Here is a 21,787-nt window from a genome sequence, read left to right as displayed (position 1 = left end):
GATCAGCTCCTTTCGATACGCGGGTCGAACAGGCCTTGCAGGATGTCGACGGCCAGGTTCAAGACCACGAAGAACAGCGCCAGCACCAGGATCGTGCCCTGCAGCAGCGGCAGGTCGCGCTGGAAGATGGCTGCGTTGAGCAGAAAGCCCGTGCCCGGCCAGGAAAAGACGGTTTCGATCAGAATGGAGCCGCCCAGCAGGTAACCCAGCTGCAGGCCCATCACGGCCAGCGCGGTGGGCGCGCAGTTCTTGGCCACGTGCAGGAAGACGCCCAGGTCGGTCAGCCCGCGCGCGCGCAGCCCCACCACGAATTCCTGCGACAGGGTCTCAGCCACCAGCGCGCGCACGGTGCGGGCGATGATGCCCATCGGGATCACCGACATGGTCACGGCGGGCAGGATCATGTGGCGGAAATGCGCCCAGTCCGCCACCCACTCCCCCGAACCGCCCGGGCCCGCGCCGGTAGGCGGCAGCCACATCAGTTGGGTCGAGAACACGATGACCAGGACCATGCCCAGCCAATAGTGCGGCACGCTGACGCCGACGACGGACACGAACGAGGCGACGCGGTCCATCGGTGAGTTGCGGTAATAGCCGCCCACGAAACCCAGGAACGCTCCCACGACAAAACCCAGCATCGTCGCCAGACAGGCCAGCCGCAGCGTATTGCCCACGGCGTTCAGCACTTCGGCGGCAACGGGGCGGCCGGTAGCGATCGAGGTGCCCAGATCGCCATGCAGCGCGCGCCACAGCCAGCCCGCGAACTGCTCGACGAGCGGACGATCGAAGCCGTAGAGCTGCATCAGTTGCCGCTGCAGGTCGGCTGATGCGTCGGGCGGCAGGATGGATACCAGCGGATCGCCGGGCGCCAGGTGGATCAACAGGAAACAGAGCAGCGCGACCCCCACCATGATGGGCAGGGCGTACACCACGCGCCGGAAAATGTAAGACAGCATAGGCGTCACCGGCTAGTGCGGGAAGGACGCCGCGCCGGGCGCCGTCCTTCCCGCGTTCAGGGTCAATCCATCGACATCGTGGCGATATCGATGAACCAGCTCTTGGGCTGCACCACGCCCTTGACCTTCGGCGACATGGCCCGCGGGCCGACGTCATGCGCAATCCAGACGAACGGCGCCTCTTCGACCACGCGCGCATGCAGCTTGGCGAGCGCGGCGTCGCGTTCTGTGGGCGTGAACGTCGTGCGCGCGTCCTTGATCAAGCCGTCGATCTCGGCGTTGCCGAAATAGCCCCAGTTGTTCGACGTGGGCGGGAAAGTCTTGGTGCTGACGAAGCGCACGATGGCGAAGAACGGATCCATGGCCGCGAAGCTGACGTTGATGGCGTCGCTGCCGTTGGCTGACGGGTCCTTGGCGCCCTTGCGCCAGTTAGTGAACAGCGTGTTCCACTCCACCACGTCGAAGCTCACGTCGAAGTAGCAGTCTTTCAGGTTCTGCTGCACGAACTCGTTCATGGGCAGGGGCTGCATCTGGCCCGAGCCCGAGGCCGAGGTCTGCACTTTGACCTTCACGGGCTTGGCCTTGGAATACCCCGCTTCGGCCATCAGCTTGCGGGCGGCGTCAGGGTCATACCTGATGTCGAACTTGGGGTTGCCCCACCAGGGATGGCCCGGCGGCACCGTGCCCTTGGGCTCGGCCATCATGCCTCCCAGCAGCTGCTTCAGTTCGCCCCGGTTCACGCACAGGTTGGCGGCCTGGCGCACGCGCTGGTCCAACCACGGAGACCCTTCCTTGAACGACAGTTGCCACGGCCACACGTGCGGCTGCTCATTGGAATAGATGACGAAACCCCGAGCCTTGATCGCGTCGAAAGCGTCGGGCGCGGGCGCCTCGATCCAATCGACCTGGCCGGACATCAGCGCGGCCGTGCGCGAGTTGGCTTCGGGCAGCGGCAGCATCACCACGCGGTCGATCTTCGGCCGGCGCTTCTCGTCCCAGTACCCGTCGTACTTCACGACTTCCAGCCGTTCGCGCGGCACGAACTTGGCCATCTTGAAGGGGCCGGTGCCTGCGGCGTCGGCCGCAAACGCGGCCCAGGCCTTCTGCGAGCGCTCGGCGGCGTCCGTCACCGACGCCGGAACCGCGGCCAGCTTCTTCTGCCATTGCGCAGGCGACGCCATGTACAGGTTGGTCAGGTTGATCGGCAGGAACGAATCGGGCTCGGACGTGGTCAGCTCCACCGTCAGGTCGTCGATTTTCCGGGCAGACACCAGCGTCGGCATACGCGAAGCCGTCACGCCCACCTGGCTGGGATCGAACTGCGGCGCGCTCTTGTCGAGCACCTTGCCCACGTTCCACACCACCGCGTCCGCATTGAAGTCCGACCCATCATGGAACTTCACGCCTGGGCGCAGCTTGAACACCCACTTGGTCTTATCGGCGGCATCCACGTCCCAGGACAGGGCCAGGCCGGGAATCAGCACACTGGGGCCGTCCTGCTTGGACAGGTCCCACTGGGTCAGGCCGTCGTACATCGGAATACCGGTGAAGCGGTTGCCCTCGAACCCCTGGTCAGGCTGGCCCAGCGTGCGCGGGATGTCGCCCGCCGTCATACCGATGCGCAGCACCTTTTCGGCATGCGCCGTGGCCGGCGAGAAGGCGGTGGCGCCCGCTGCCGTCAGCGCGAGCGCGGCGGCCAGGGATTTGATGCGGATACTCCGTGTCTGCATTGTGGTTCTCCAGGTACACGTGCACAGAGTTAGTACACAGAATTTGTATAAGCAAGTTCTGTGCCATGTGCAGGGCATCGGAGCGCCCGGGGCAGGCCCCGGGAAATGCAGTCAGGAACGGCGTGGGCCCGTGGCCGGCGGCACCACGTCAGCGCAGCGTGCGCCGCCGTGGTGCGGGCATGCGCGTCAGCGGATCATGCCGCCACGCCGGCTTGCGCCAGCATGGCGCGCAGCAGGACATTGCATCCCGCCTCCAGGTGCTCGGGGCGCGCGTCCTCGATCTCGTTGTGGCTGATGCCGTCCTTGCAGGGCACGAAGATCATCGCGGCGGGCGCCACGCGCGCCAGGTACACGGCGTCATGCCCTGCCCCGCTGACCACGTCCATGGCCGACAGCGACAAGGACTTGGCGCCTTCGCGTACCGAATCCACCAACACGGGAGCGAAAGGCTGCGGCGCGAAGTACACCACTTGCTCCACCTGGGCGGCAACGCCCCGGGCCGACGCCGCGGTATCCACCGCTGCGCGCAACGCGGCGTCCATGGCGGACAGCGTGGCGTCGTCGGCCGCGCGCAAGTCCACCGTCATGCGCACGCGGCCGGGTATGACATTGCGGGAATTCGGAAACACGTCCATCCAGCCCACAGTGCCGCGCGCATCCGGCGCGTGCGCCAGCGCGATCTCGTTCACGGCCAGCACCAGGTCGGATGCGGCCAGCAAGGCGTCGCGGCGCAGCGGCATGGGCGTGGGGCCCGCATGTGCTTCCACGCCTGTCAGCACCACGTCGTACCAGCGCTGGCCCAGGGCGGCCGTCACCACGCCAATCACGGTATCGGCCGCTTCCAGCACCGGGCCTTGCTCGATATGCGCCTCGAAGTACGCGCCCACGCCGTCCGGCTGCGCCGGCGGCACGGCGGCGTCGCCGTCGTAGCGGATGTCGCTCAAGGCCTGGCGCACGCTCACACCATCCCGGTCCTGTTGCGACAGCGCGTGCTCCAGCGTGAAGGCGCCGGCATACACGCCAGAGCCCATCATCACCGGCACGAAGCGCGACCCCTCTTCATTGGTCCATACCGCCAGTTCCAGCGGCGCCTCGGTCTGCACCCCGGCGTCGTTCAGCGTGCGCAGCACCTCCAGGCCAGCCAGCACGCCGTAGTTGCCGTCGAATTTTCCGCCGGTGGGTTGGGTGTCGATATGACTGCCCGTCATGACCACGGGCAGGCGGTTGTCGCGCCCTGGCCGGCGCGCGAAGATATTGCCGATGGCGTCGACGCGCACCTCACAGCCGGCGTCCATCGCCCAATTGACGAACAGGTCCCGGCCCTGCCGGTCCAGGTCGGTCAGCGCCAGCCGGCACACGCCGCCTTTCTCGGTGCCGCCGATGCGAGCCAGGTCCATCAAGGATTGCCATAAGCGCGCGCCATCCACGCGCAGGTCGGCCAGGGTGGGGGTTGCGGAGGCAAGCGTCATGGGAGTTCCTGTTCAGGGGACGGCCGCGGCATGCGGCATCGGTACGGGCCATTCTTGACTGTGTACCAGCGCCCTGCAAATACACAATCACATCGCGCCGGCCTCACTGTACAGGTCGTTGCCGTCCGCCTGTACAGGTCGCGTGCGCCCCCATACCCTGCCTTCCTATCCGTTCAGGGCATCACCTGCGCAGGCCGCAAGGCCGCCTGCGTGCTGTCCTCCAACGCCAGGCTGCGCCGGTAGCGGGCGCACCCCGCGGCCAGCAACACGATGCACAGCACCGTCGCGCCGCCCACCAGGATGGAGAGCGACTGCCCCACCGCCGCCGGCTGCTTAAACAGGCGGTCGGTCAGCAACGCGACCGCCGTGGTTCCCAGCCCCAGGCCGATCAGATTCGAGATCAGCAGGAACAGGGCCGACACCTGCGCGCGGATCTGGTTGGGCGGCAGGATCTGCATGGCCGCCGTGGACGTCGGCATGGGAAACGATGCGAAGAACATCGCGGGCAGCAGCAGACCCACCGACAGCCACAGGCTGTCCACCTGAGTAAAGGCCACCGCGGGCAAGGCCATGCCGACGGCGCCGATCACGCCGGCGCGCAAGGGCGCATCGCTGTAACCGCGCTTGGCCAGCCAGTCCATCAGCCAGCCGCCGCAGAACACGCCCGCGGTGTTGGCCACCAGCACCACCACACCCAGCATGTAGCCCACCTCGACCGGCGACATGCCGAACTTCCGTATGTAGAACGCGGGCGTCCAGCCCAGCAGCGCAAACAGCACCATGGCATAGAACGAAAAGCCCAGGTAATGGCAGAAGAACGTGCCCCGGTGCCGGCCCAGGAAGCGGACGGTGTCGCGCAGCGTGGGCTTTTGCGCCTGGCCCGCGGCATTGCGGCGCAGGCCCAGCCGCTGGGGATCGCGCACCGTCAACAGGATCAGCAGCGCCACCAACAGGCCGGGCAAGCCCACGATGAAGAACGTGACCTGCCAGGGCCGCATCGCGCCGATCCACGGCACCACCACGGTGTCCACGCTTTTCAGCAAGTCGATGACATAGCCGCCGATCAGGAAGGCCATGCCGCCGCCGATGAACGACCCGATCGAATAGATACCCACCGCACGCCCCAGCTTCTCACGCGGGAACATGTCGCTAAGCATGGAATAGGTGGCGGGCGACAAGGCGGCTTCGCCCACGCCCACGCCGATGCGCGCCAGGAACATCTGCGCGAAATTGCGCGACAGCCCACAGGCGGCCGTGGCCAGGCTCCAGAACGCCACCCCGATCGCGATGATCTTCGGCCGCGAATAGCGGTCGGCCAGCAAGGCGATCGGAATGCCCATGAAGGCGTAGAACAAGGAAAACGCCAGGCCGTGCAGCAGGCTGAATTGCGTGTCGGACAGCTGCAGATCGTGCTTGATGGGTTCGATCATCAGCGCCAGGATCTGTCTGTCGACGAAGGAAAATATGTACGCTAGCATGCATATCACGACGACGTACCACTCGTAGGCGTAGCTTCGTCTTGTCCCTTGCTGCCGGGTGGCGTCAGTCATGTTTTTCCCTTGGAGTGTGCCGGGATCGGGCTGCGTCCCGTTTGTCCATCTGTTGTAGGTCTTTGCGCAACCGGACTCTATACGCCGGACGCAACGACTGTTCCCACCGCGCAGGAAAGCATGTTCAACGACACCTATCCGCTGAACCGCCATTGCTTGCTGGACTCGGGCAACGCCACCGAGATCAAGGACCAGGTCAGCCAGCACCTGTGGTCGCACCGTATGTGCGTCGCTCAGGGGAAACCCTTGCAGTCACGGCTGTACGGCGTGTTCTTCGGCAGCGCGGCGCTGTTCGACCTGCACTACGGCGCGGAAGTCGAAATCGATGCCGGCGACATCGCCAGCTATTACCTGATCCGCATCACCTTGCAAGGCTCCGGCCTGGTCACGCTGGGCAAGCGCCGCGCGCTCATGCGTGAAGGCGGCCTGACGATCTCGTCGCCCTCGGAACCCAGCGTGATCAGCATCGGGCGGGATTGCCGCAACCTGATCCTGCGCGTGGAACGGCAGGCGCTGGAACAGCAGTTGCAACGCCTGCTGGACCGGCCGATCCGCCATGCGCTGGTGTTCGACCTGGAAGTGGACCCCGATGCACCGGGCCTGGCCGCCGTGCGCGAAACGCTGGACTACCTGTGCCGGCTGTACCAGCACCCCGCGATCGACGGCGTGACGCAGACACTGGCGGCAGGCTTCTCCGACTATCTGCTGGCCCTGCTGCTGACGCAGTTGCCCCACAATTATTCGGACCTGCTGCGCGCCGATCGCAGGCAGCCTTTACCCCAGCATGTGCGCCGAGCACGGGAATACATCGAAACCCACGTCGACGAATCCATCTCGCTGGCGGATCTGGCGGCGCACTGCGGCGTGTCGATTCGCACGCTGCAGAACGGCTTCACGCAGTTCCTCAAGCAAAGCCCCAGCGACTACGTGCGCAATCAGCGCCTGGCGCTGGTCCATGCGGCGCTTGAGTCCGCGCGCACGGGCGACAGCGTGACCGACATCCTGCTGCGCCATGGCGTGACGAGCTTCGGCCATTTCGCCACGCATTACCGCAAGCGCTACGGCTGCCTGCCGTCGGACACCTTGCGGCAGCATCGCGGATAAGCGCGGCCCATTCCCTTGCCGGATCGGAACGGCGCTTGCGCATTTTGCGCAGCCCGCGCCTGGCGCCGCCGCTAGGATCAAGCTTCAATCGAAGGAGCTTGATCATGCGAATCAGCGTAATAGGCGGCGGCCACGGCTGCTATGCGGCGGCGGCCGAGCTGGCGGAAAAGGGGCATGAGGTGCGCTGGTGGCGCCGCGACCGCAGCGCGTTCCAGGGCTTGCGGGATGCGGGCGCGTTGACCGTCACCGACTACCGCGGCACACGCCAGGTCCCGGTGGGCGCGGGCCCCGGTCATCTGCAGCTGACGGACGCTCTGGAAGACGCGGTGACCCATGCGCAACTATTGGTCATCCCGCTACCCGCCACGACGCACCAGGCGCTGGCGCCGGCGCTTGGCCCGCTGTTGCGCGATGGACAGGTCGTGTTCCTGCCGCCGGGCACCTTCGGCAGCTACCTCTTCGCCCGCGCCCAGAAAGACGCGGGCAATCCGGCCCGCGTCGCCTATGCGGAAACCGGCACGCTGCCCTACCTGGCCCGCAAGCACGGCAACCAGGTGGTGATCAGCGGCTACGCCACCCGCCTGCCCACGGGCGTATTCCCCAGCCGTCTGTCGGAGGAAGCCCTGGCGCTGCTGCGGCAGGCCTATCCGGCCATCGAACCCATCGAGGACGGCCTGTCCGGTGCGCTGATGAATGCCGGCCCGATCATCCACCCGCCCCTCATCATGATGAACGCCGGCCCGCTGGAACATTTCGACAAGTGGGACATCCACAACGAAGGCACGCAGGCCTCGATCCGCCGCGTGACCGACGCGCTGGACGCCGAACGCATCGCCATCCGCGTCGCCCTGGGCTATGCCGCGCCGCACTTTCCGCTGGCCGACCATTACGCCCGCGAAGGCGACGAATGGATGTACGGCCGCGGCGCCCACGGCAAACTGACCGATAGCGGCGACTGGCGCGAAACCATCGACCTGCATACCCACCGCTACATGCTGGAAGACACGCGGCTAGGACTGTCGTTCCTGGTGTCTGCCGGCCGGTGGGCGGGCGTGCCCACCCCGGTGGCGCAAGGCTTGCTGAGCGTCGCCAGCGCCATCACGGGACGCGATCTGTACGCCGAAGGCCGTACCCTGGAAGGCCTGGGGCTGGACGCCTTGTCGCGCCGTGGCATGGCCGAATTGCTGGCACAAGGATGCTGACCATGGCCGACAGAATCTGCGTGATCGGCGCCGGCCGCATGGGCGAAGGCATCACCCTGTCATACCTGCTGGCCGGGCGGGACGTGACGCTGATCGACATCAAGCCGCGGCAGCCCACAGAACAATCCGCGCACGACGCCCGCGTGCGGGCCAACCTGCGCCGCGAGCTCGCCACGTTCGGCCAACTGGGCCTGCTGGACGCCGGCCAGGCGGATGCCGTGATGGGCCGCGTGCGGCTGTGTCGGCGCGACGACGCCACGGCTGACCTGCAAAGCGCGCGCATCGTGTTCGAGGCCGTGCCGGAGCGGCTGGACGCCAAGCGCGATGCCTTCCAATGGCTAGGGGAAACCTGCACGCCAGACGCCGTCATTGCATCCACCACGTCCACCTTCCTGGTCACCGAACTGGCCGAACTGGTGCCGCACCCCGAGCGCTTTCTGAACGCGCACTGGTTGAACCCCGCCGCCTTGATTCCGCTGGTGGAAGTCAGCCGGGGGCCCAAGACGCGCGACGCTGCCGCCCAGCAGCTGCTGGAGGCGTTGCGCCAAGCGGGCAAGGTGCCGGTGCAGTGCGCGCCGTCCGCAGGCTACATCGTGCCCCGCATCCAGGCACTTGCCATGAACGAGGCCGCCCGCATGGTGGAGGAAGGCGTCGCCAGCGCCGAAGACATCGATACCGCCGTCCGGCTGGGCTTCGGGCTGCGCTTTTCGGTGCTGGGCTTGCTGGAATTCATCGATTGGGGCGGCGGCGACATCCTTTACTACGCCTCGCGCTACCTGTCCGAAGCCATCGGCCCCCGCTTCGCCTCACCTGAAGTCATTGCTCGCAATATGCAGGAAGGCCGCAACGGCCTGCGCGACGCCCAGGGCTTTTACGACTACGCCGGCGTGGACGTGGACGCCTACAAATTGGAGCGTCTGGGGCAGCTGTGCCAGCGGCTGGAAATCATGGGACTGCTGCCGCGCGCGGGCGCAGCCCCTGCCGAGCCCCAAACCGCCGCTGACGCTCAGCGCGCGAGTTCTTCCAGTATCCGGTAGGCCAGCCGCACGCGGGCCTCGTTCGGATAGTTCTTGTTGGCCAGGATCACGACCCCCGCCTTCCTGGCCGGCACGAACGCCACATAGGCCCCGAAGCCGTTGGTCGATCCCGTCTTGTTGATCCACACGGCATCCTGCGGTGCAAGCGGGGGATTCAGTGCGGCCGCCGGATGGCTCTGGCTGTTCAGCGTGCCCGCATTCGCTGTCAACAGCGCATCCAGCGTGGCGGGATAGGCAAGCTGCTCCCAGGCCAGGTCCTGCGTCATGTCCCCTATCCGGTAATAGCCCACGTGCGTGCGGGCGACGGCGCGCTGGATAGCGGCGTCGCCCGCCGTATTCAGATTGGCCTCGACAAAGCGCAGCAGGTCGCGCGCGCTGGTCTTCACGCCATAGGCCTCCGCCGCCAGCACGCCCGGATTCACGCGCACCGGCGCATCCTGTTTGTTGTAGCCCTGAGCGTAGTCACCCATCGCGGCGGCCGGCACGTCGATGTACGTGTGCGACAAACCCAATTTGGGAAACAGCGTCTTTTCCATGGCGTTGGCGAACGGTTCGCCCAGGCTCTTGGCGGCCACCACCCCAAGCATCCCGATGCTGGGATTGGCATAGGTGCGGTACGTGCCCGCTGGGTACTGGGGCCTCCAGGCCTTCAGGTAATCCATCAACTGCGCGTCGTTGCGCACGGCGTCGGGCACCTGCAACGGAAACCCTCCGCCGGTATGCGTGCCCAGATGGACGAGCGTCAGCTTCCCGAAATCCGACCCCTGCAAGACGGGCAGGAAGCGCGCGGGGCTGTCGTTCAACGACAGCTTGCCCAGCACTTCGGCATAGGCCGCCAGGGTCGCGGTGTAGGTCTTGCTGATCGAGCCCACCTCGAACAGGGTGTCGCGGCTGACTTTGGCCTGGGTCTGGCGCGAGGCCACGCCATAGCTGTAGAACTGCTGCCGGCCGTCCCGCGTGATGGCGATCGCCATGCCGGGCACGCCGTATTCGCGCATCACGGCCTGCGCGGCTTCGTCGATGCTGCGGCTGGCCGTGGTCGGGTCTACGGGAGGCGTCGGCGCGGCAAACGCCTGCGCAGCGCCTGCGCCCAGCGCCAAAACCGCCAGCCCCGACAAGGCGATGCGCCGGGTACTTTCAACTTGCATTCTCATGGTCCTATCCCTTCATTTCCAGCCGCTGCCGACCGCCCGACATAGTACTTACCCTGAATCCCATTCGACAAGAACTTGGCTATTCTCTATTCCGTCGATTCAAAACCGCGCAGAAGAGACTGGCCCTTGCGGCCGGCGCCGACGGAGCAACCGCCCCGGAAACTCTCAGGCAACAGGACTGCGCGAGTCTAGACAATCTGGAGAGAGGCGCCGTGCGCGCCCACCGAAGGGGATCCCGCCGTCATCAGCGCAGCGGGTGAAGCTCTCAGGTACCAAGACAGATGGGGTGCGGCGGCCAGTTCGGGCCGCGGCCACTCAATCTGGAGCCATCATGCCCCGCATCGCCATCATTGGCGCCGGTATCACCGGCGTCACGTCCGCCTATGCCTTGTCCAAGCTGGGATACCAGGTCACCGTCTACGACCGCCAGCGCTATCCCGCCATGGAAACGTCCTACGCCAATGGCGGCCAGCTGTCGGCCAGCAACGCCGAGGTCTGGAACAGCACCGCCACCGTCCTGAAGGGCCTGCGCTGGATGTGGCGCAAGAACGCGCCGCTATTGCTGAACCCCAAGTTCAGCTGGCACAAGTATTCGTGGCTGGCGCAGTTCATGGCGCAGATCCCGAACTACCGCGAAAACACCATCGCCACCACGAGGTTGGCCATCGAAGCACGCCAGCATCTCTTCGACATGGCCGAAGCCGAAGGCATCGACTTCGACCTGGAACGCCGGGGCATCCTGCACATCTACCACGACGCGGCCAGCTTCGACGCCGCCCGCCGTTCGAACGCGCTGTTGCAGGCAGGCGGCCTGGAGCGGTACGCGGTATCCGGCAGCGAAGCCCGCAATATCGAACCCACGCTGCAAACGGATTGCCACGGCGGCTTCTACACGCCGTCGGACGCCACCGGCGACATCCACAAATTCACGAGCGGCCTGGCGCGCGCGTGCGAACGCCATGGCGTCACGTTCGTGCAGGACGCCGACATCGAGCAGATCAGCCGCGACAGCCGTCCCTATGTGCTGGACGTCCTGCGCGAAGGCGGCACCCAGCGCGAGCAGCACGAAACCGATGCCGTCGTCATCTGCGCCGGCGCCGTCAGCCGCAAGTTCGCGCGACAGATGGGCGACACGCTGAACATCTATCCGGTCAAGGGCTATTCCATCAGCGTGCACCTGGACGACGCGCAAAGCCGGGACGCCGCCCCCCGTGTCAGCCTGCTGGACGAAGCGGCCAAGATCGTCACCAGCCGGCTGGGTGACCGTTTCCGCGTGGCCGGCACGGCGGAATTCAACGGCTTCAACATGGACATCCGCGCAGAACGCGTGCAGCCGCTGATCGACTGGACGCGCAAGCATTTCCCCAACATCCGGACATCGCGCGTGGTGCCCTGGTGCGGCCTGCGCCCCATGACGCCCAACATGATGCCGCGAGTCGGCCCGGGCAAGCGCCCGGGCGTGTTCTACAACACGGGCCACGGCCACCTGGGATGGACCCTGTCGGCGGCCACCGCGCAGATGCTGGCGGCAAGCGTCGGGAAGACGCTGCCGCTGCCTTGAGCTGGCGCCCGATCAGTAGCGCCAGGTCACGCCCACGGAGCCGGCATTCTCGCGATTGCCGCCTCCGAACTGGCCGCTGTAGGTGATGCCGATGGTGGCAGAACGCGACACCGCGATATCCACGCCCAGCTCGGTGAACGCCGCGTCGCGCGCCAGCGGCGCGCCGGATACCGTGAAGGGCTGGCTGCCGTTGAACGCCAGGCGGGTCCGCGATTCAACGTCGCCGAACGCGTGCCGCCAGCCTGCGGCCGCACGCAACACGCCCTCCGTCTTACCCGCGGAGAACGCCGTCTTGCCGCGCAGGCCCAGGGTCGTGGTAGTCAGCGAATTGCGGTTGCTTTCCCCGCTCAATGCCGCCAAGCCACCCGATTCCTGGAAGCCCCGGGTACGCGTGTCGGACCACGCCACGCCCGCGAACGGTTCCAGTTGCGCCCGCTCCGCCACCGGCCACGCATAACCGACTTCGGTGAAGAGCTGGCCCGTGCTGGCGCCGTAGTCCGCGGTCAGCTTGTCTTGCTGGCCCGCGACCGCAACGTTGCGTGTCGTGGAAACGTCGTGCCAGGTGTAGCCGGCGCCGACCAGCAGGTTGATCTTGCCCGGTCCGGCCTGGAAGGCCTTGCCGCCATAGACCGTGGCGCTGTAGCTGTCGACATCCGCCTTGGACGAATTCGCATCGACCCGGATGCGGCTATCGGTGTAGCCCAACGCGCCGCCCAAGCGCCAGCCGCCGCCCACCGCGTGGTCTGCACCGACGAACACGCCGCCGGTACGCTGATCCACGCGCGAGGCGTTGCCGTTGCCATCCAGCGTCTGCCAGGTGCCGACAAGCTCGGCCCAAGCGGGTTGCGCTGCCGAACCCGGCAGTGCCGATGCGGGCGACGTGCCGCCTGCCTGTGCGGTGGCGGCGCCCGGCGCAAGGCCGGCATCCAGATTGGCGCGCAAGCTCTTGAACGGCAAGTTCCGCGACAGTCCGCTCAGATTGTTCAGGCCCGACGTCACGCTGGCGTGCGCCTCTCCGGACAGGCTGTCGAACACGCCGGCGGGTGCGCCTTCCGGCAAGGTCAGCACGTACTGATACAACGGATTCGCACCGGACAGGCTGTCCAGCGCATTCGCGGCGGCGCGCTGGTTCGACGTGCCTGCCGCGTCGGCAAAGCGCATCGGACGCGTGCCCGGCGTGGACGGCGTGGTGGGTTCTACCGGCACGCGCTTGCGGTCCAGGCGCAAGGTGACAGCCTGCGCGTCATAGCCCAGGTTCGCATCCAGATACGCGAACGCGGACGATGCGGAATCGAACGCGCCGTTGATCCGGTTCGCAGTCAGAATCGTGTAGCTGCGCTCGCCCGCCAGATTGCCGTCCGGGCCGACATGCAGCACCGAACCACCCAGATTGGCCGTGCCGCTGACTGCGATGCGGTCGCTCTCGTTGGATTGCGAGTCCGCCTCGACCCGGTATACGGAACCGGCTTCCAGTGTCAGGTCGCCCGCCACGCGCAGCGTGCCGATGGAGTTCCCCGGCGCGATGATGCCACCCGCCTGCACGGTGGTGCCGCCGACGGTGCCCGTTCCTTGCAGCACGGCGTCGCGAGCCACCGTCACCTGGCCGCCCAGCTTGCCCTGCCCATTGATGCCGACCGACAAGATGCCTTGATCAATGCGGGTAGTTCCGGCAAAACCCGCGCTGTCGCCGGTCAACGCCAACATGCCGGCGCCGGTCTTGGACAAGCCGCCCGTTCCGGACAGGACGCCCGAATAGGTACTCGATTGCGGGGCGTCCATATGCAAGGCCCCGGCCGCACCCACGTCCACATTGCCGGACAAGGCACCGCCCGAGGCGGCCAGCGTACCGGCCGTCACGCGCCAGTTCTGCGCACTGCGGCCCGACAACGTCAGGACACCCGCGCCAGCCTTGGTCGCTTCGCCCGAGCCCGAGATGTCGCCGCCGAACGTTCCGCTAGCGGCCTGATCGAACACGACGAAACCGTTATTCAGCAGATTGCCGCGGATCGAATCCGTATTGCCCACCAGCGTGCCTGCTTCGACGCGCGTATTGCCGTAGGCATTGGTGCCCGTCAGCACCAGCGTGCCGGCGCCGAGCTTGACCAAGTCGCCCGCGCCCGACAGCGCCTGCCCCACCGTGAAGCGATTGCTGGCCGACGCAATATCGAACGCCCCGCCCTGCGTGCTCCACTGCAGGTTGCGCGACGTCTGCGAGAAGCTCTGGCCCGTCACGCGCAGCGTGCCGCCGTTGAACGTCAGGCCGCCCGAGGCATCGCCCAGGCTTGCATCCTGCGACACGCTTAACACGCCCTCCGACAACCGAGTGCCGCCCGTGTGATTGTTTGCGCCGTCCAGCACCAGCGTGCCGCCGCCCGTCTTGTCCAGCCCACCGCTGCCCTCGATCGGCGCGCCGATGGAGGCGGTCACGCCTGCCAACACGCGCAGCTCGCTGCCATCGGGTGCCGTCTGCAACGCCCCGCCGGCGCCCGCGAGCGGGCCGATCTGCCAGCCGTCAGACACGAATTGCAAGCCCTTGAAGCTCTGGGTGCCGGAGACCGACACCTGGCCGGCGGTGCCTTTAAACACAGCATGCTGCTGGCCCCAGGCACCCGACCAGCCTGACTGGCCGTCGGTCTCCCACTGCAGGCCACCGGGTCCCCATGTTCCTGAGCCGCCGGTCCAGACCAGCAAAGCATCAGGCGTAGTGACAGGAGCCACGCGCAGGTCGACGAAACCGGCACGCGTAGTGTCGATCAAGAACTGGTCGCGCGTATGGTTTGCCGGGATCGTGTCCAGCGTCAGTCCGTTCCCACTCAACGTACCGCCGTAGGCGAACAAGCGGTAGTAGCCGAGGGTCGGCTGCGCATTGTCGCGAATCTGCAGCTTGGCGTTCAGGTCAAGGTTGCCGACCACCCGGGTGGAACCGGTCGTGCCGGCGTTGGGCGCGTCGGGGCCAGGATCGCCCAGGTAATAGCGGAAGGTGGAACCGTCCTTGAGAGACAGGTCGCCGTTGATTCGCAATCGGGAATAACCTGAACTGACCAGCATGCCGCCCGCCAGAATGTCCGTCGTCCCGACTCGGCCCGTGCCCTGCAAGCGTCCGCCAGCGTTGATGGTCAACGTGCCGCCCAGCGAGCCATTCGCCAGATAGAGTTCTCCCCCGTCGACGATGGTGGAGCCGGAAAATCCAGAACCGTCTCCCGAGTAATCGAATCGGGCCGCACCTGTCTTGCGGATCGTCCCCTGCCCCGTAAACCGTTCGCCGGAAGGAAAGATCTCTGCATTATCAAAAACCACTTGCGCGCCCTGCGCAATATTGATGTTTCCCGGGGGGATCATCGATGAGCCCGGCCCGTTCACATAGCGGATCGTGCCGCTCTGAATGTCCACCAGTGCATTGAAACCACCCGTAGAGCCCGTGACGGTCATCGTGCCGGCGCCCTTTTTGATAAGGGTCGACTCCGAATATGACATGTTATTGGCCACAGAGAAATCGTCGCCACGGTTGAAGATCAGCGTGCTCCCGGCAGCGGTGGTCAAATATCCCGTTCCCAGGCTGCCTGTCGAACCGCCGGTCCCGATTTCCAGCGTACCGCCGTTGGTGATTTCCGTGCCGCCGCTGTAGGTGTTGTCTCCCGACAGCGTCAACCAGCCAGGGCTACTGTGAAATACCGCTCCGTACCCCGAGATGCCATTGGCAATGAGCGTACGGCCGGCTCGTTGATTGCTGAGCTTGCCATCATTCAAGACCGCACCCGTTCCCAGCGTACTCGACGAGTCCACCGGCGCTCCCGCGTCGGCAAGGATGATCTGCGAGGTATGGTCGATCTTCGTGGTGCCGGTGTAGGTGTTCGTTCCGGTCAGTGCGACCAGCGAATTTTCTGTCGCGCTGAGGTTGCCGGAACCCGAAATATCCCCCGAGGCGCCGCCAGTGAACCACTTGAACACCAGCGAACCGTTATTGAGGATGCTCTTGCCGGCGGAGCCATAGCTTCCGGTCCCACCAGCCAGCAGCGTGCCCTGTGCCACCTCGATCACGCCGCTCAGCCCTTGGTCGTGATGGTATTCAAACGTACCCGACGAGATCTTCTTGAACTTGGACCCGCCGAGTATCGCCCCGGAGAAGTTGCCCTCCTCTACGACCAGCGCTTCCTGCGAGCCCAGACCGACATTGATGGTGCCGTTGCCATGCAGATTCTTGATGTAAGCCGTGCCGCCTTGAAAGTCCAGCGTGCTGTCCTGATGCACATAGGTAGAAGCGGTCTGACGGGTAAGTTTGCTCAGCGCGTCGCTCCCTGCCGCATTCCTAAGAGTGCCCCCCATTACGGTGAATCCGCCTTCCGCACCGACCGTAATCGGGCCTCCGTCCGTCAATTGGATAACCCCCAGGTTGCCAATTTCGCCGAAATGCGCGATGCCCTGTAAATCCATGCCGCCGCCGATTGTCAGCGTGGCATATTGGTCTGCCTTCACAACGCTGCCCGTATTCTCATCGAATACGAGCTTTTGCAACGGCGTAAGGGCGGCATCCAGATGCGCCACCAATGTGCCGCCGGCCATGTGTACCGGCGCGTTAGCCAGGGGATTGAATGGCAGCTCGTGTATATCACCGACGCCAATCACCGTCCCCTGCGCCATCGCCGAGCTCAGCAGCATCGCGCCGCCAACTGCCCATGCCGGGACGAAACTGCGGGAGATCGCAAGCGCCAGCGGGCGGCGCGTCATACCTCGGGGTAATTCATTTCTGGCCATGGCGCCATATTGCGTGGCGTAATGCGGTGCTTTCTTGTTTCTCGTTTTCATACCGGATTTTGAATCTGACTGTTATTAACCCAGGCGTATGCCTGATGCGGCTTTCATTCAAATCACGCAAGCCGCGAGATAATAACCTACAAATTTTTACATCGAATCTCAAACCGATACGTTCGGCTGACGCGCAGCCGACATCCCCGCCGCACATGAATCAGGCGCCAAATGCCCATGCCGGTGAAGCGATCCCGCAGTGGTGAGTATCCAATCACTGTCCGGTGGCCCCGCCCCCGGACTGGCGCTTAATGCGCGCCCGGCGCCGGCCGGCACGCCATCGTGAACCCAAAGGTGTTGACCCCGTTTTCGCTGCGCACGAACACGTCGCCCTGGTGGATCGACGCGATGGCCTTCACGATGGACAGGCCCAGGCCATGGTGCTTGTCGCTTTGCGTGCGTGCCGATTCCACCCGGAAGAAGCGTTCGAACAGGCGCGGCAGCGATTGGGCGTCGATGGGGTCGCCCACATTGGAAACGCACACTTGGGCCATGCCGGCCTGCGCTTGCATCGCGACTGCGACATCGGTGCCCGGCTTGGCATAAAACGCCGCGTTCTCAAGCAGGTTCGCCAGCGCCCGGTGGAACAGCCTGCGGTCGATCAGCGCCCGCGCATCGCCCCTGAGCGTCACCGTCAGGTCCTTGTCGCCGAACAGCGGTTCGACATACTCCGTGGTCTTGGCGGCCTCTTCGCGCAACGACACGTCGCTCAGGTCCATCGTCATGCGGCCGACTTGCGCGTGCGACAAGAACAGCATGTCGTTGATGATGGACGTCATGCGCTCAAGCTCCTCCAGGTTGGACTGGAGCAGTTCCTTGAATTCGTGCACGTCCTTGCCCACCGCCAGACCCAATTGGGTCTGCCCCACCAGGTTGGTCAGGGGCGTGCGCAGTTCGTGGGCTACATCGGCGTTGAAGCTCTCAAGCTGGCGCCACGCGACCTCTTGCCGTTCCAGCACGCCGTTGAACGACACCGCCATGTCCTTGATTTCCGAGGGAAGATGCTCAGTACGCAAGCGCTGGCCGGAGTTTCCCGGCGCCAGACCGTGGGCTTGCGCACTCAGCCGCCTGACCGGGAACAGGCCCAGGCGGGCGATGAAGTAACCCAACAGCGCGACGAACAGGGTGCCGGCGACCGACATGCCGACGAGCGTGCTGGTGAAGGCGCCCAACGTCTCCATATAAGGCGTGGAATCCAGCGCGACAATGAAGCGGACCTCGGGGCGGCTGCCGACAGGCGGCAGGGTCGTGACGAAGACATTCAGCGGGCGGCAGTCGCCATCAAGCGCCAGCGTGGAATAGCCGTCGGGCACGGCGCGCCAATCCACGCCCCGTGGTGCGTCGACGCCGTAACGGTAAAAAGGGTCTTCGCTGACCACCCAGTGCTGCGCGTCGGGACCGTCGTCCGGCGCCAGGGCGTTGAGCTTGTTGATGACTTTCGCCCAGGACGCTTTGGAATCGCGCGACATCAGCAACGGATCCAGCAGTGAGTGGCGCAATTCCAGTTCGTTGCGCATCTGCTGCTGCAACGACGCTTTCAACGATCCATGCAGCAGCACCGCACAGACCGACACGATCAGCACCACGGACAGGCCGAACATCAACGCCAGGCGCGTCGAGATGGACGCCCTCATCGCTCAGTCGAGCGGTTGCGCCGCACCGGGCACATCGCGGCTTTCCAGCAGATAGCCCATGCCGCGCACCGTATGCAGCAGCTTGTTGTCGTAGGGCGCGTCGACCTTGACCCGCAAACGCCGCATGGCCACTTCGACCACATTGGCATCGCTGTCGAAATTCATGTCCCAGACCTGTTCTGCGATCATCAGCTTGGAGAGGATCTCGCCTTCGTGCCGGGCCAGCAGGCTGAGCAGCGCAAATTCCTTGGCCGTCAGGTCCAGCCGCTGGCCGCCGCGCATCGCCCGGCGCGCCATCATGTCGACCTGCAGGTCGGCAACCTGAAGCAAGGTGGATTCGCCGCTTGCACCCGCGCCCCGGCGCAACAGCGCCTGAATACGCGCCACCAGTTCCGTGAACGAGAACGGCTTGGGCAGATAGTCGTCGGCGCCCTTGCGCAGCCCTTTGACCCGCTCATCGACCGAGCCGCGTGCCGACAGCATGAGCACGGGCGTCTTCTTGCGCGCGCGCAGCAGTTCCAGGACGGTGTAGCCGTCGTGGCCGGGCAGCATGACGTCCAGGATGATGCCGTCGTAATCCTGCTCCAACGCCAGGAACAGCCCCTCGGTGCCGTCGTCGGCCACATCCACGGTGTAGCCCAGTCCGGTCAGGCCGCGTTTGATGTACGAGGCCGTCTTGGCCTCGTCTTCCAGTAGTAACAGGCGCATTTTCTTCGAGGGCCATCTCAATAGGTCTTGATTGGACGCGGCTGCCGCCGGGTTCCACCGCCGGTACGCATCCCTGCACCGGCGACAACGGCGCGCCGTCACTCTAGCCCGGCAACCCCGTCAAGAACATGACCTGAACCTGACGCAATTGTCAGCAAGGGTTTTGTCAGTTTTGTGACGCCCTCCCGTCAGCAACGGGTCACGCTAGGGTAAGTCGAGCCTGACTAGAGTGCCAGGAATCCAAACCTTCAAGCAAGTGCCGCCCGCCTTGCGGGCGCCCTGCGCCTGGCGACCATGAAAATCCTCTACACCAACTACCACAAGGGCGATGGCGGCGGGCACACCACCTATCTCACCACCCTGATCCAGCATCTGGGACCGCGGTATCACGTCACACTGGCCGCGCCGCAGGCGAGCCGCCTGTACCGGGAAACGCGACAGGCCGGCCTTGCCGAAGCCATGGCGGTGAACTATTCCAGCCGGATCTGGCATACGCCCGCCCTGGTATCGCGCCTGGCGGACATCATGGCGGCCGAGGAGTTCGACATCGTGCACGTCAACGGGTCGCTGGACCACCGCTGCGCGATGCTGGCCAGAATGAAGCTGGCTGGACCTGGGCCGCGTATCGTCTATACCAAGCACGACAACCATGCGGTCTCCGGGCTTGGATCCTTTCTGCGCGCAAGCCTGGCCACCGATCATGTGATTGCCGTCTGCGAAGACACGCATCGGAAACTGCAGCGATCGGCCTACGCACGGCGCCCCATCTCGACGGTGAAGAACGGCGTGGACACCGACCGGTTCCAGCCCTATCCGCAGGCGGCGGGTGCCAGCGTGCGCAGCAGTTGGCCCGTCCGCACGGCGGGCCGCCTCGTCATCGGCAGCAATGCCGGCACCGCCCCGTACAAGAACTGGCTGCATATGGTGCAAGCCGTCGCCCTGCTGCCCGCGCCCTTGCGCGAACAGTTGTTGGTCGCGGTGGCCGGGCAGCCGCCCACCGTCGAGCAGCAGGCCCGCGTCCTGGCGCTGGGCATGGCGGACCACGTCTACTACGCGGGCCACCTGTCCGATGTGCGGCCGTTCGTGGCGGCGCTGGACATCGGGTTTGTGCTGTCGACCCGGATCGAGACCATTTCTTTCGCTTGCCGCGAAATGATGGCGATGGGCAAGCCGGTGATGGTCAGCCGCTACGCGGGCCTGCCCGAAAACATCACCGAGGGCGTTGACGGCTGGGTGGTGGATCCCGGGTCGCCGGCCGCCATCGCGCACTGCCTGGCGCAGATCCTGACGCAACGCGAACGCCTGCGCGCCATGAGCGAGGCGGCGCGCGCGAAAAGCCTGGCCGAATTCGGCGTCCAGCGTTTCGTCGGCCGCACGCTGGACATCTACGACCGCGTGCTGGCCACCCGCCCTCAACGTGCCGGGGCGGCGGGCACGTCGCATTGATCACGACTACGAACCGGGACGCGCCTCAGCGTGTAGCCCGCCAAATCACGACCGCTGCGGCGTCAGGTTGCGGTTGCGAGCCGCGGCGCGCGCGGCATCGCGCTCGTCCGTGGGCAGGTAAACCGCGCACAGGAAGTTCGCGCCCGCGATGATGGCGAACATCAGCGCCAGGGGTGGCCAGTTCAGGCCGAACTTGTGCGCCACCCACAGCCCCACCAGCGGCGTGGTGCCACCGAAAATCGCGCCGCAAAGCTGGAAGCTGAGGGAAATGCCGGTATAGCGCATCTCGATCGGGAACGCGCGCGGCAGGTATGGGGCCAATACGGCGTAATAGGCGCCGATCAGGAAGATGGCCACGAGGATGCCGATCGCAATGTTGGTGATGTTGCCCGTCAGGATGAGCATCATCATCGGCACGGACCACAACGTCGCCAGCGCCGTCACGTACGCCAGGAAGCGGCGCTCGCCGATCTTCATCGCGACGTAGGAAGCCAGCGGGAAGCTGATCAGTTCGACCACGCCGGCCCAGGTCACCACGTCAAGGATCTGCGGGCGGGTGATGTTCAGATACGTGGTGGTGTAGGTGATCATCAGGGTCGTCACGAAGTAGAACCCCGAGATTCCCAGGAGGCACAGGCCGATTCCCAACGCCAGCGCGCGCTTGCGCTCGCGCAGCACCAGGCCGATCGGCGCAATGTGCTCCTTGCGCTTTTCTTTCAGCCGCTCTTCCATTTCCGGGCTTTCGTTCACGCCGCGGCGGATGATGAAGGCCACCAGGACCAGCAGGCCGCTCACGATGAAAGGCAGGCGCCAGCCCCAGCTCAGGAAGTCTTCCTTGGGCAGGTCGGAGACGATACGGAATACACCGGTGGCGAGGATCAGGCCGATGGGGCTGCCGTATTGCGGCGCGGACGCCAGCAACGTGCGCCATTTGGGCGGCGCGTGCTCGGCCGCGATCAGCACGGCGCCTCCCCACTCGCCCCCCACGGCGATGCCCTGCACCAGCCGCAACGCCACCAGCAGGATGACCGCTGCCAGGCCAATGGAGTGATACGACGGCAGCAGCCCGATCAACGTGGTCGCAATGCCCATCACCGTCAAAGTAATGATCAGGCTCTGCTTGCGGCCGACGCGGTCGCCCAGGTGGCCAAAGATCAATGCGCCGAACGGGCGCGCGAAAAAGCCGATGGCGAACGTGCCCAGCGAAGCCAGCGTACCCATGAAGGGATCGTCGGTCGCGAAAAACACGTCGCCGAACACCAGCGCCGCGGCGGTGGCGTAACAGTAAAAGTCATACCACTCGATCATGGTGCCAAAGAATGCTGCCGAAGCTGCGCGAACCGGCTGACGCCGGCTGCTCTTGCTGTCCATTTAATTCCCCTTGTATGCCTTGATGGCTGTGATTGACGATAGCAGCGACTGGCTATATCTTG

Annotated in this window: 14 protein-coding genes and 2 riboswitches; of the genes, 5 read left to right on the top strand and 9 right to left on the bottom strand. The window is 65.5% G+C overall.

All coding sequences use genetic code 11. From position 1 onward, the window contains the following. Nucleotides 1-2: 2 nt before the first annotated feature. The 4 genes from AC3WMU_RS01510 to AC3WMU_RS01495 all read right to left on the bottom strand — a co-directional run bounded on the left by AC3WMU_RS01510 (nucleotide 3) and on the right by AC3WMU_RS01495 (nucleotide 5,705). Nucleotides 3-956, bottom strand: a complete 954-nt coding sequence (locus AC3WMU_RS01510; RefSeq protein WP_006225740.1) for an ABC transporter permease — start codon at nucleotides 954-956, stop codon at nucleotides 3-5. Between the two features lie 62 nt (nucleotides 957-1,018). Beyond that, nucleotides 1,019-2,686: an ABC transporter substrate-binding protein gene (locus AC3WMU_RS01505; RefSeq protein ID WP_006225739.1), complete on the bottom strand. Its 1,668-nt coding sequence runs from the start codon at nucleotides 2,684-2,686 to the stop codon at nucleotides 1,019-1,021. A gap of 194 nt (nucleotides 2,687-2,880) precedes the next feature. Continuing rightward, entirely contained in the window at nucleotides 2,881-4,155 is a 1,275-nt protein-coding gene (locus AC3WMU_RS01500) for a Zn-dependent hydrolase (protein WP_492281684.1), read from the bottom strand. A gap of 173 nt (nucleotides 4,156-4,328) precedes the next feature. Further along, entirely contained in the window at nucleotides 4,329-5,705 is a 1,377-nt protein-coding gene (locus tag AC3WMU_RS01495; RefSeq protein WP_488704207.1) for a spinster family MFS transporter, read from the bottom strand. A 120-nt stretch (nucleotides 5,706-5,825) separates the two neighbouring features. Here AC3WMU_RS01495 and AC3WMU_RS01490 point away from each other — a divergent pair, with 120 nt between their 5' ends. From AC3WMU_RS01490 to AC3WMU_RS01480, 3 genes are all read left to right on the top strand, one after another. Then, on the top strand, nucleotides 5,826-6,809 hold the full coding sequence (locus AC3WMU_RS01490; RefSeq protein ID WP_006225736.1) for an AraC-like ligand-binding domain-containing protein: 984 nt from the start codon (nucleotides 5,826-5,828) through the stop codon (nucleotides 6,807-6,809). Between the two features lie 104 nt (nucleotides 6,810-6,913). After that, the gene (locus tag AC3WMU_RS01485; protein WP_492281683.1) at nucleotides 6,914-8,011 is read left to right on the top strand and encodes an NAD/NADP octopine/nopaline dehydrogenase family protein; all 1,098 of its coding nucleotides are present in this window, start codon (nucleotides 6,914-6,916) and stop codon (nucleotides 8,009-8,011) included. Beyond that, nucleotides 8,005-9,048 carry a 3-hydroxybutyryl-CoA dehydrogenase gene (locus AC3WMU_RS01480; protein WP_492281682.1) on the top strand — a complete coding sequence of 348 codons (1,044 nt, stop codon included), beginning with the start codon at nucleotides 8,005-8,007 and terminating at the stop codon, nucleotides 9,046-9,048. Before AC3WMU_RS01485 ends, AC3WMU_RS01480 begins: the two co-directional genes overlap by 7 nt. On the opposite strand, the gene ampC is transcribed toward AC3WMU_RS01480, so the two are convergent. Beyond that, complete coding sequence (gene ampC / locus AC3WMU_RS01475) at nucleotides 9,018-10,202, bottom strand: class C beta-lactamase (RefSeq protein WP_492281681.1); 1,185 nt, start codon at nucleotides 10,200-10,202, stop codon at nucleotides 9,018-9,020. The two genes, AC3WMU_RS01480 and ampC, sit on opposite strands and share 31 nt — an antisense overlap. Nucleotides 10,203-10,302: 100 nt before the next feature. Further along, a riboswitch (glycine riboswitch) is annotated at nucleotides 10,303-10,393 on the top strand. Next, nucleotides 10,394-10,493, top strand: a riboswitch (glycine riboswitch). 40 nt (nucleotides 10,494-10,533) lie between these two features. On the opposite strand from ampC, the gene AC3WMU_RS01470 reads away from it, so the two are divergent. Continuing rightward, nucleotides 10,534-11,763 (top strand): D-amino acid dehydrogenase, encoded by a 1,230-nt coding sequence (locus AC3WMU_RS01470; RefSeq protein WP_492281680.1) that lies wholly within the window; start codon nucleotides 10,534-10,536, stop codon nucleotides 11,761-11,763. A gap of 12 nt (nucleotides 11,764-11,775) precedes the next feature. On the opposite strand, the gene AC3WMU_RS01465 is transcribed toward AC3WMU_RS01470, so the two are convergent. From AC3WMU_RS01465 to AC3WMU_RS01455, 3 genes are all read right to left on the bottom strand, one after another. Then, nucleotides 11,776-16,488 (bottom strand): autotransporter domain-containing protein, encoded by a 4,713-nt coding sequence (locus tag AC3WMU_RS01465; RefSeq protein WP_492281679.1) that lies wholly within the window; start codon nucleotides 16,486-16,488, stop codon nucleotides 11,776-11,778. 326 nt (nucleotides 16,489-16,814) lie between these two features. Further along, nucleotides 16,815-18,200, bottom strand: coding sequence for a heavy metal sensor histidine kinase (locus AC3WMU_RS01460; RefSeq protein WP_492281678.1), 1,386 nt, complete (start codon nucleotides 18,198-18,200; stop codon nucleotides 16,815-16,817). Nucleotides 18,201-18,203: 3 nt separating this feature from the next. Beyond that, nucleotides 18,204-18,908 (bottom strand): heavy metal response regulator transcription factor, encoded by a 705-nt coding sequence (locus AC3WMU_RS01455; RefSeq protein ID WP_424624903.1) that lies wholly within the window; start codon nucleotides 18,906-18,908, stop codon nucleotides 18,204-18,206. A gap of 294 nt (nucleotides 18,909-19,202) precedes the next feature. Between AC3WMU_RS01455 and AC3WMU_RS01450 the strand changes: the two genes are divergently transcribed. Continuing rightward, complete coding sequence (locus AC3WMU_RS01450; protein WP_280029585.1) at nucleotides 19,203-20,354, top strand: glycosyltransferase family 4 protein; 1,152 nt, start codon at nucleotides 19,203-19,205, stop codon at nucleotides 20,352-20,354. Between the two features lie 45 nt (nucleotides 20,355-20,399). Here the strand turns inward: AC3WMU_RS01450 and AC3WMU_RS01445 are convergent, their stop codons facing one another. Beyond that, nucleotides 20,400-21,725: an MFS transporter gene (locus tag AC3WMU_RS01445; protein WP_492281677.1), complete on the bottom strand. Its 1,326-nt coding sequence runs from the start codon at nucleotides 21,723-21,725 to the stop codon at nucleotides 20,400-20,402. Nucleotides 21,726-21,787 lie beyond the last annotated feature (62 nt).

This window comes from Achromobacter sp. FW305-C-13 (assembly GCF_058783475.1).
Note: the sequence above shows the minus strand (reverse complement) of the source record. Positions and strands in the feature narration are given on the sequence as shown.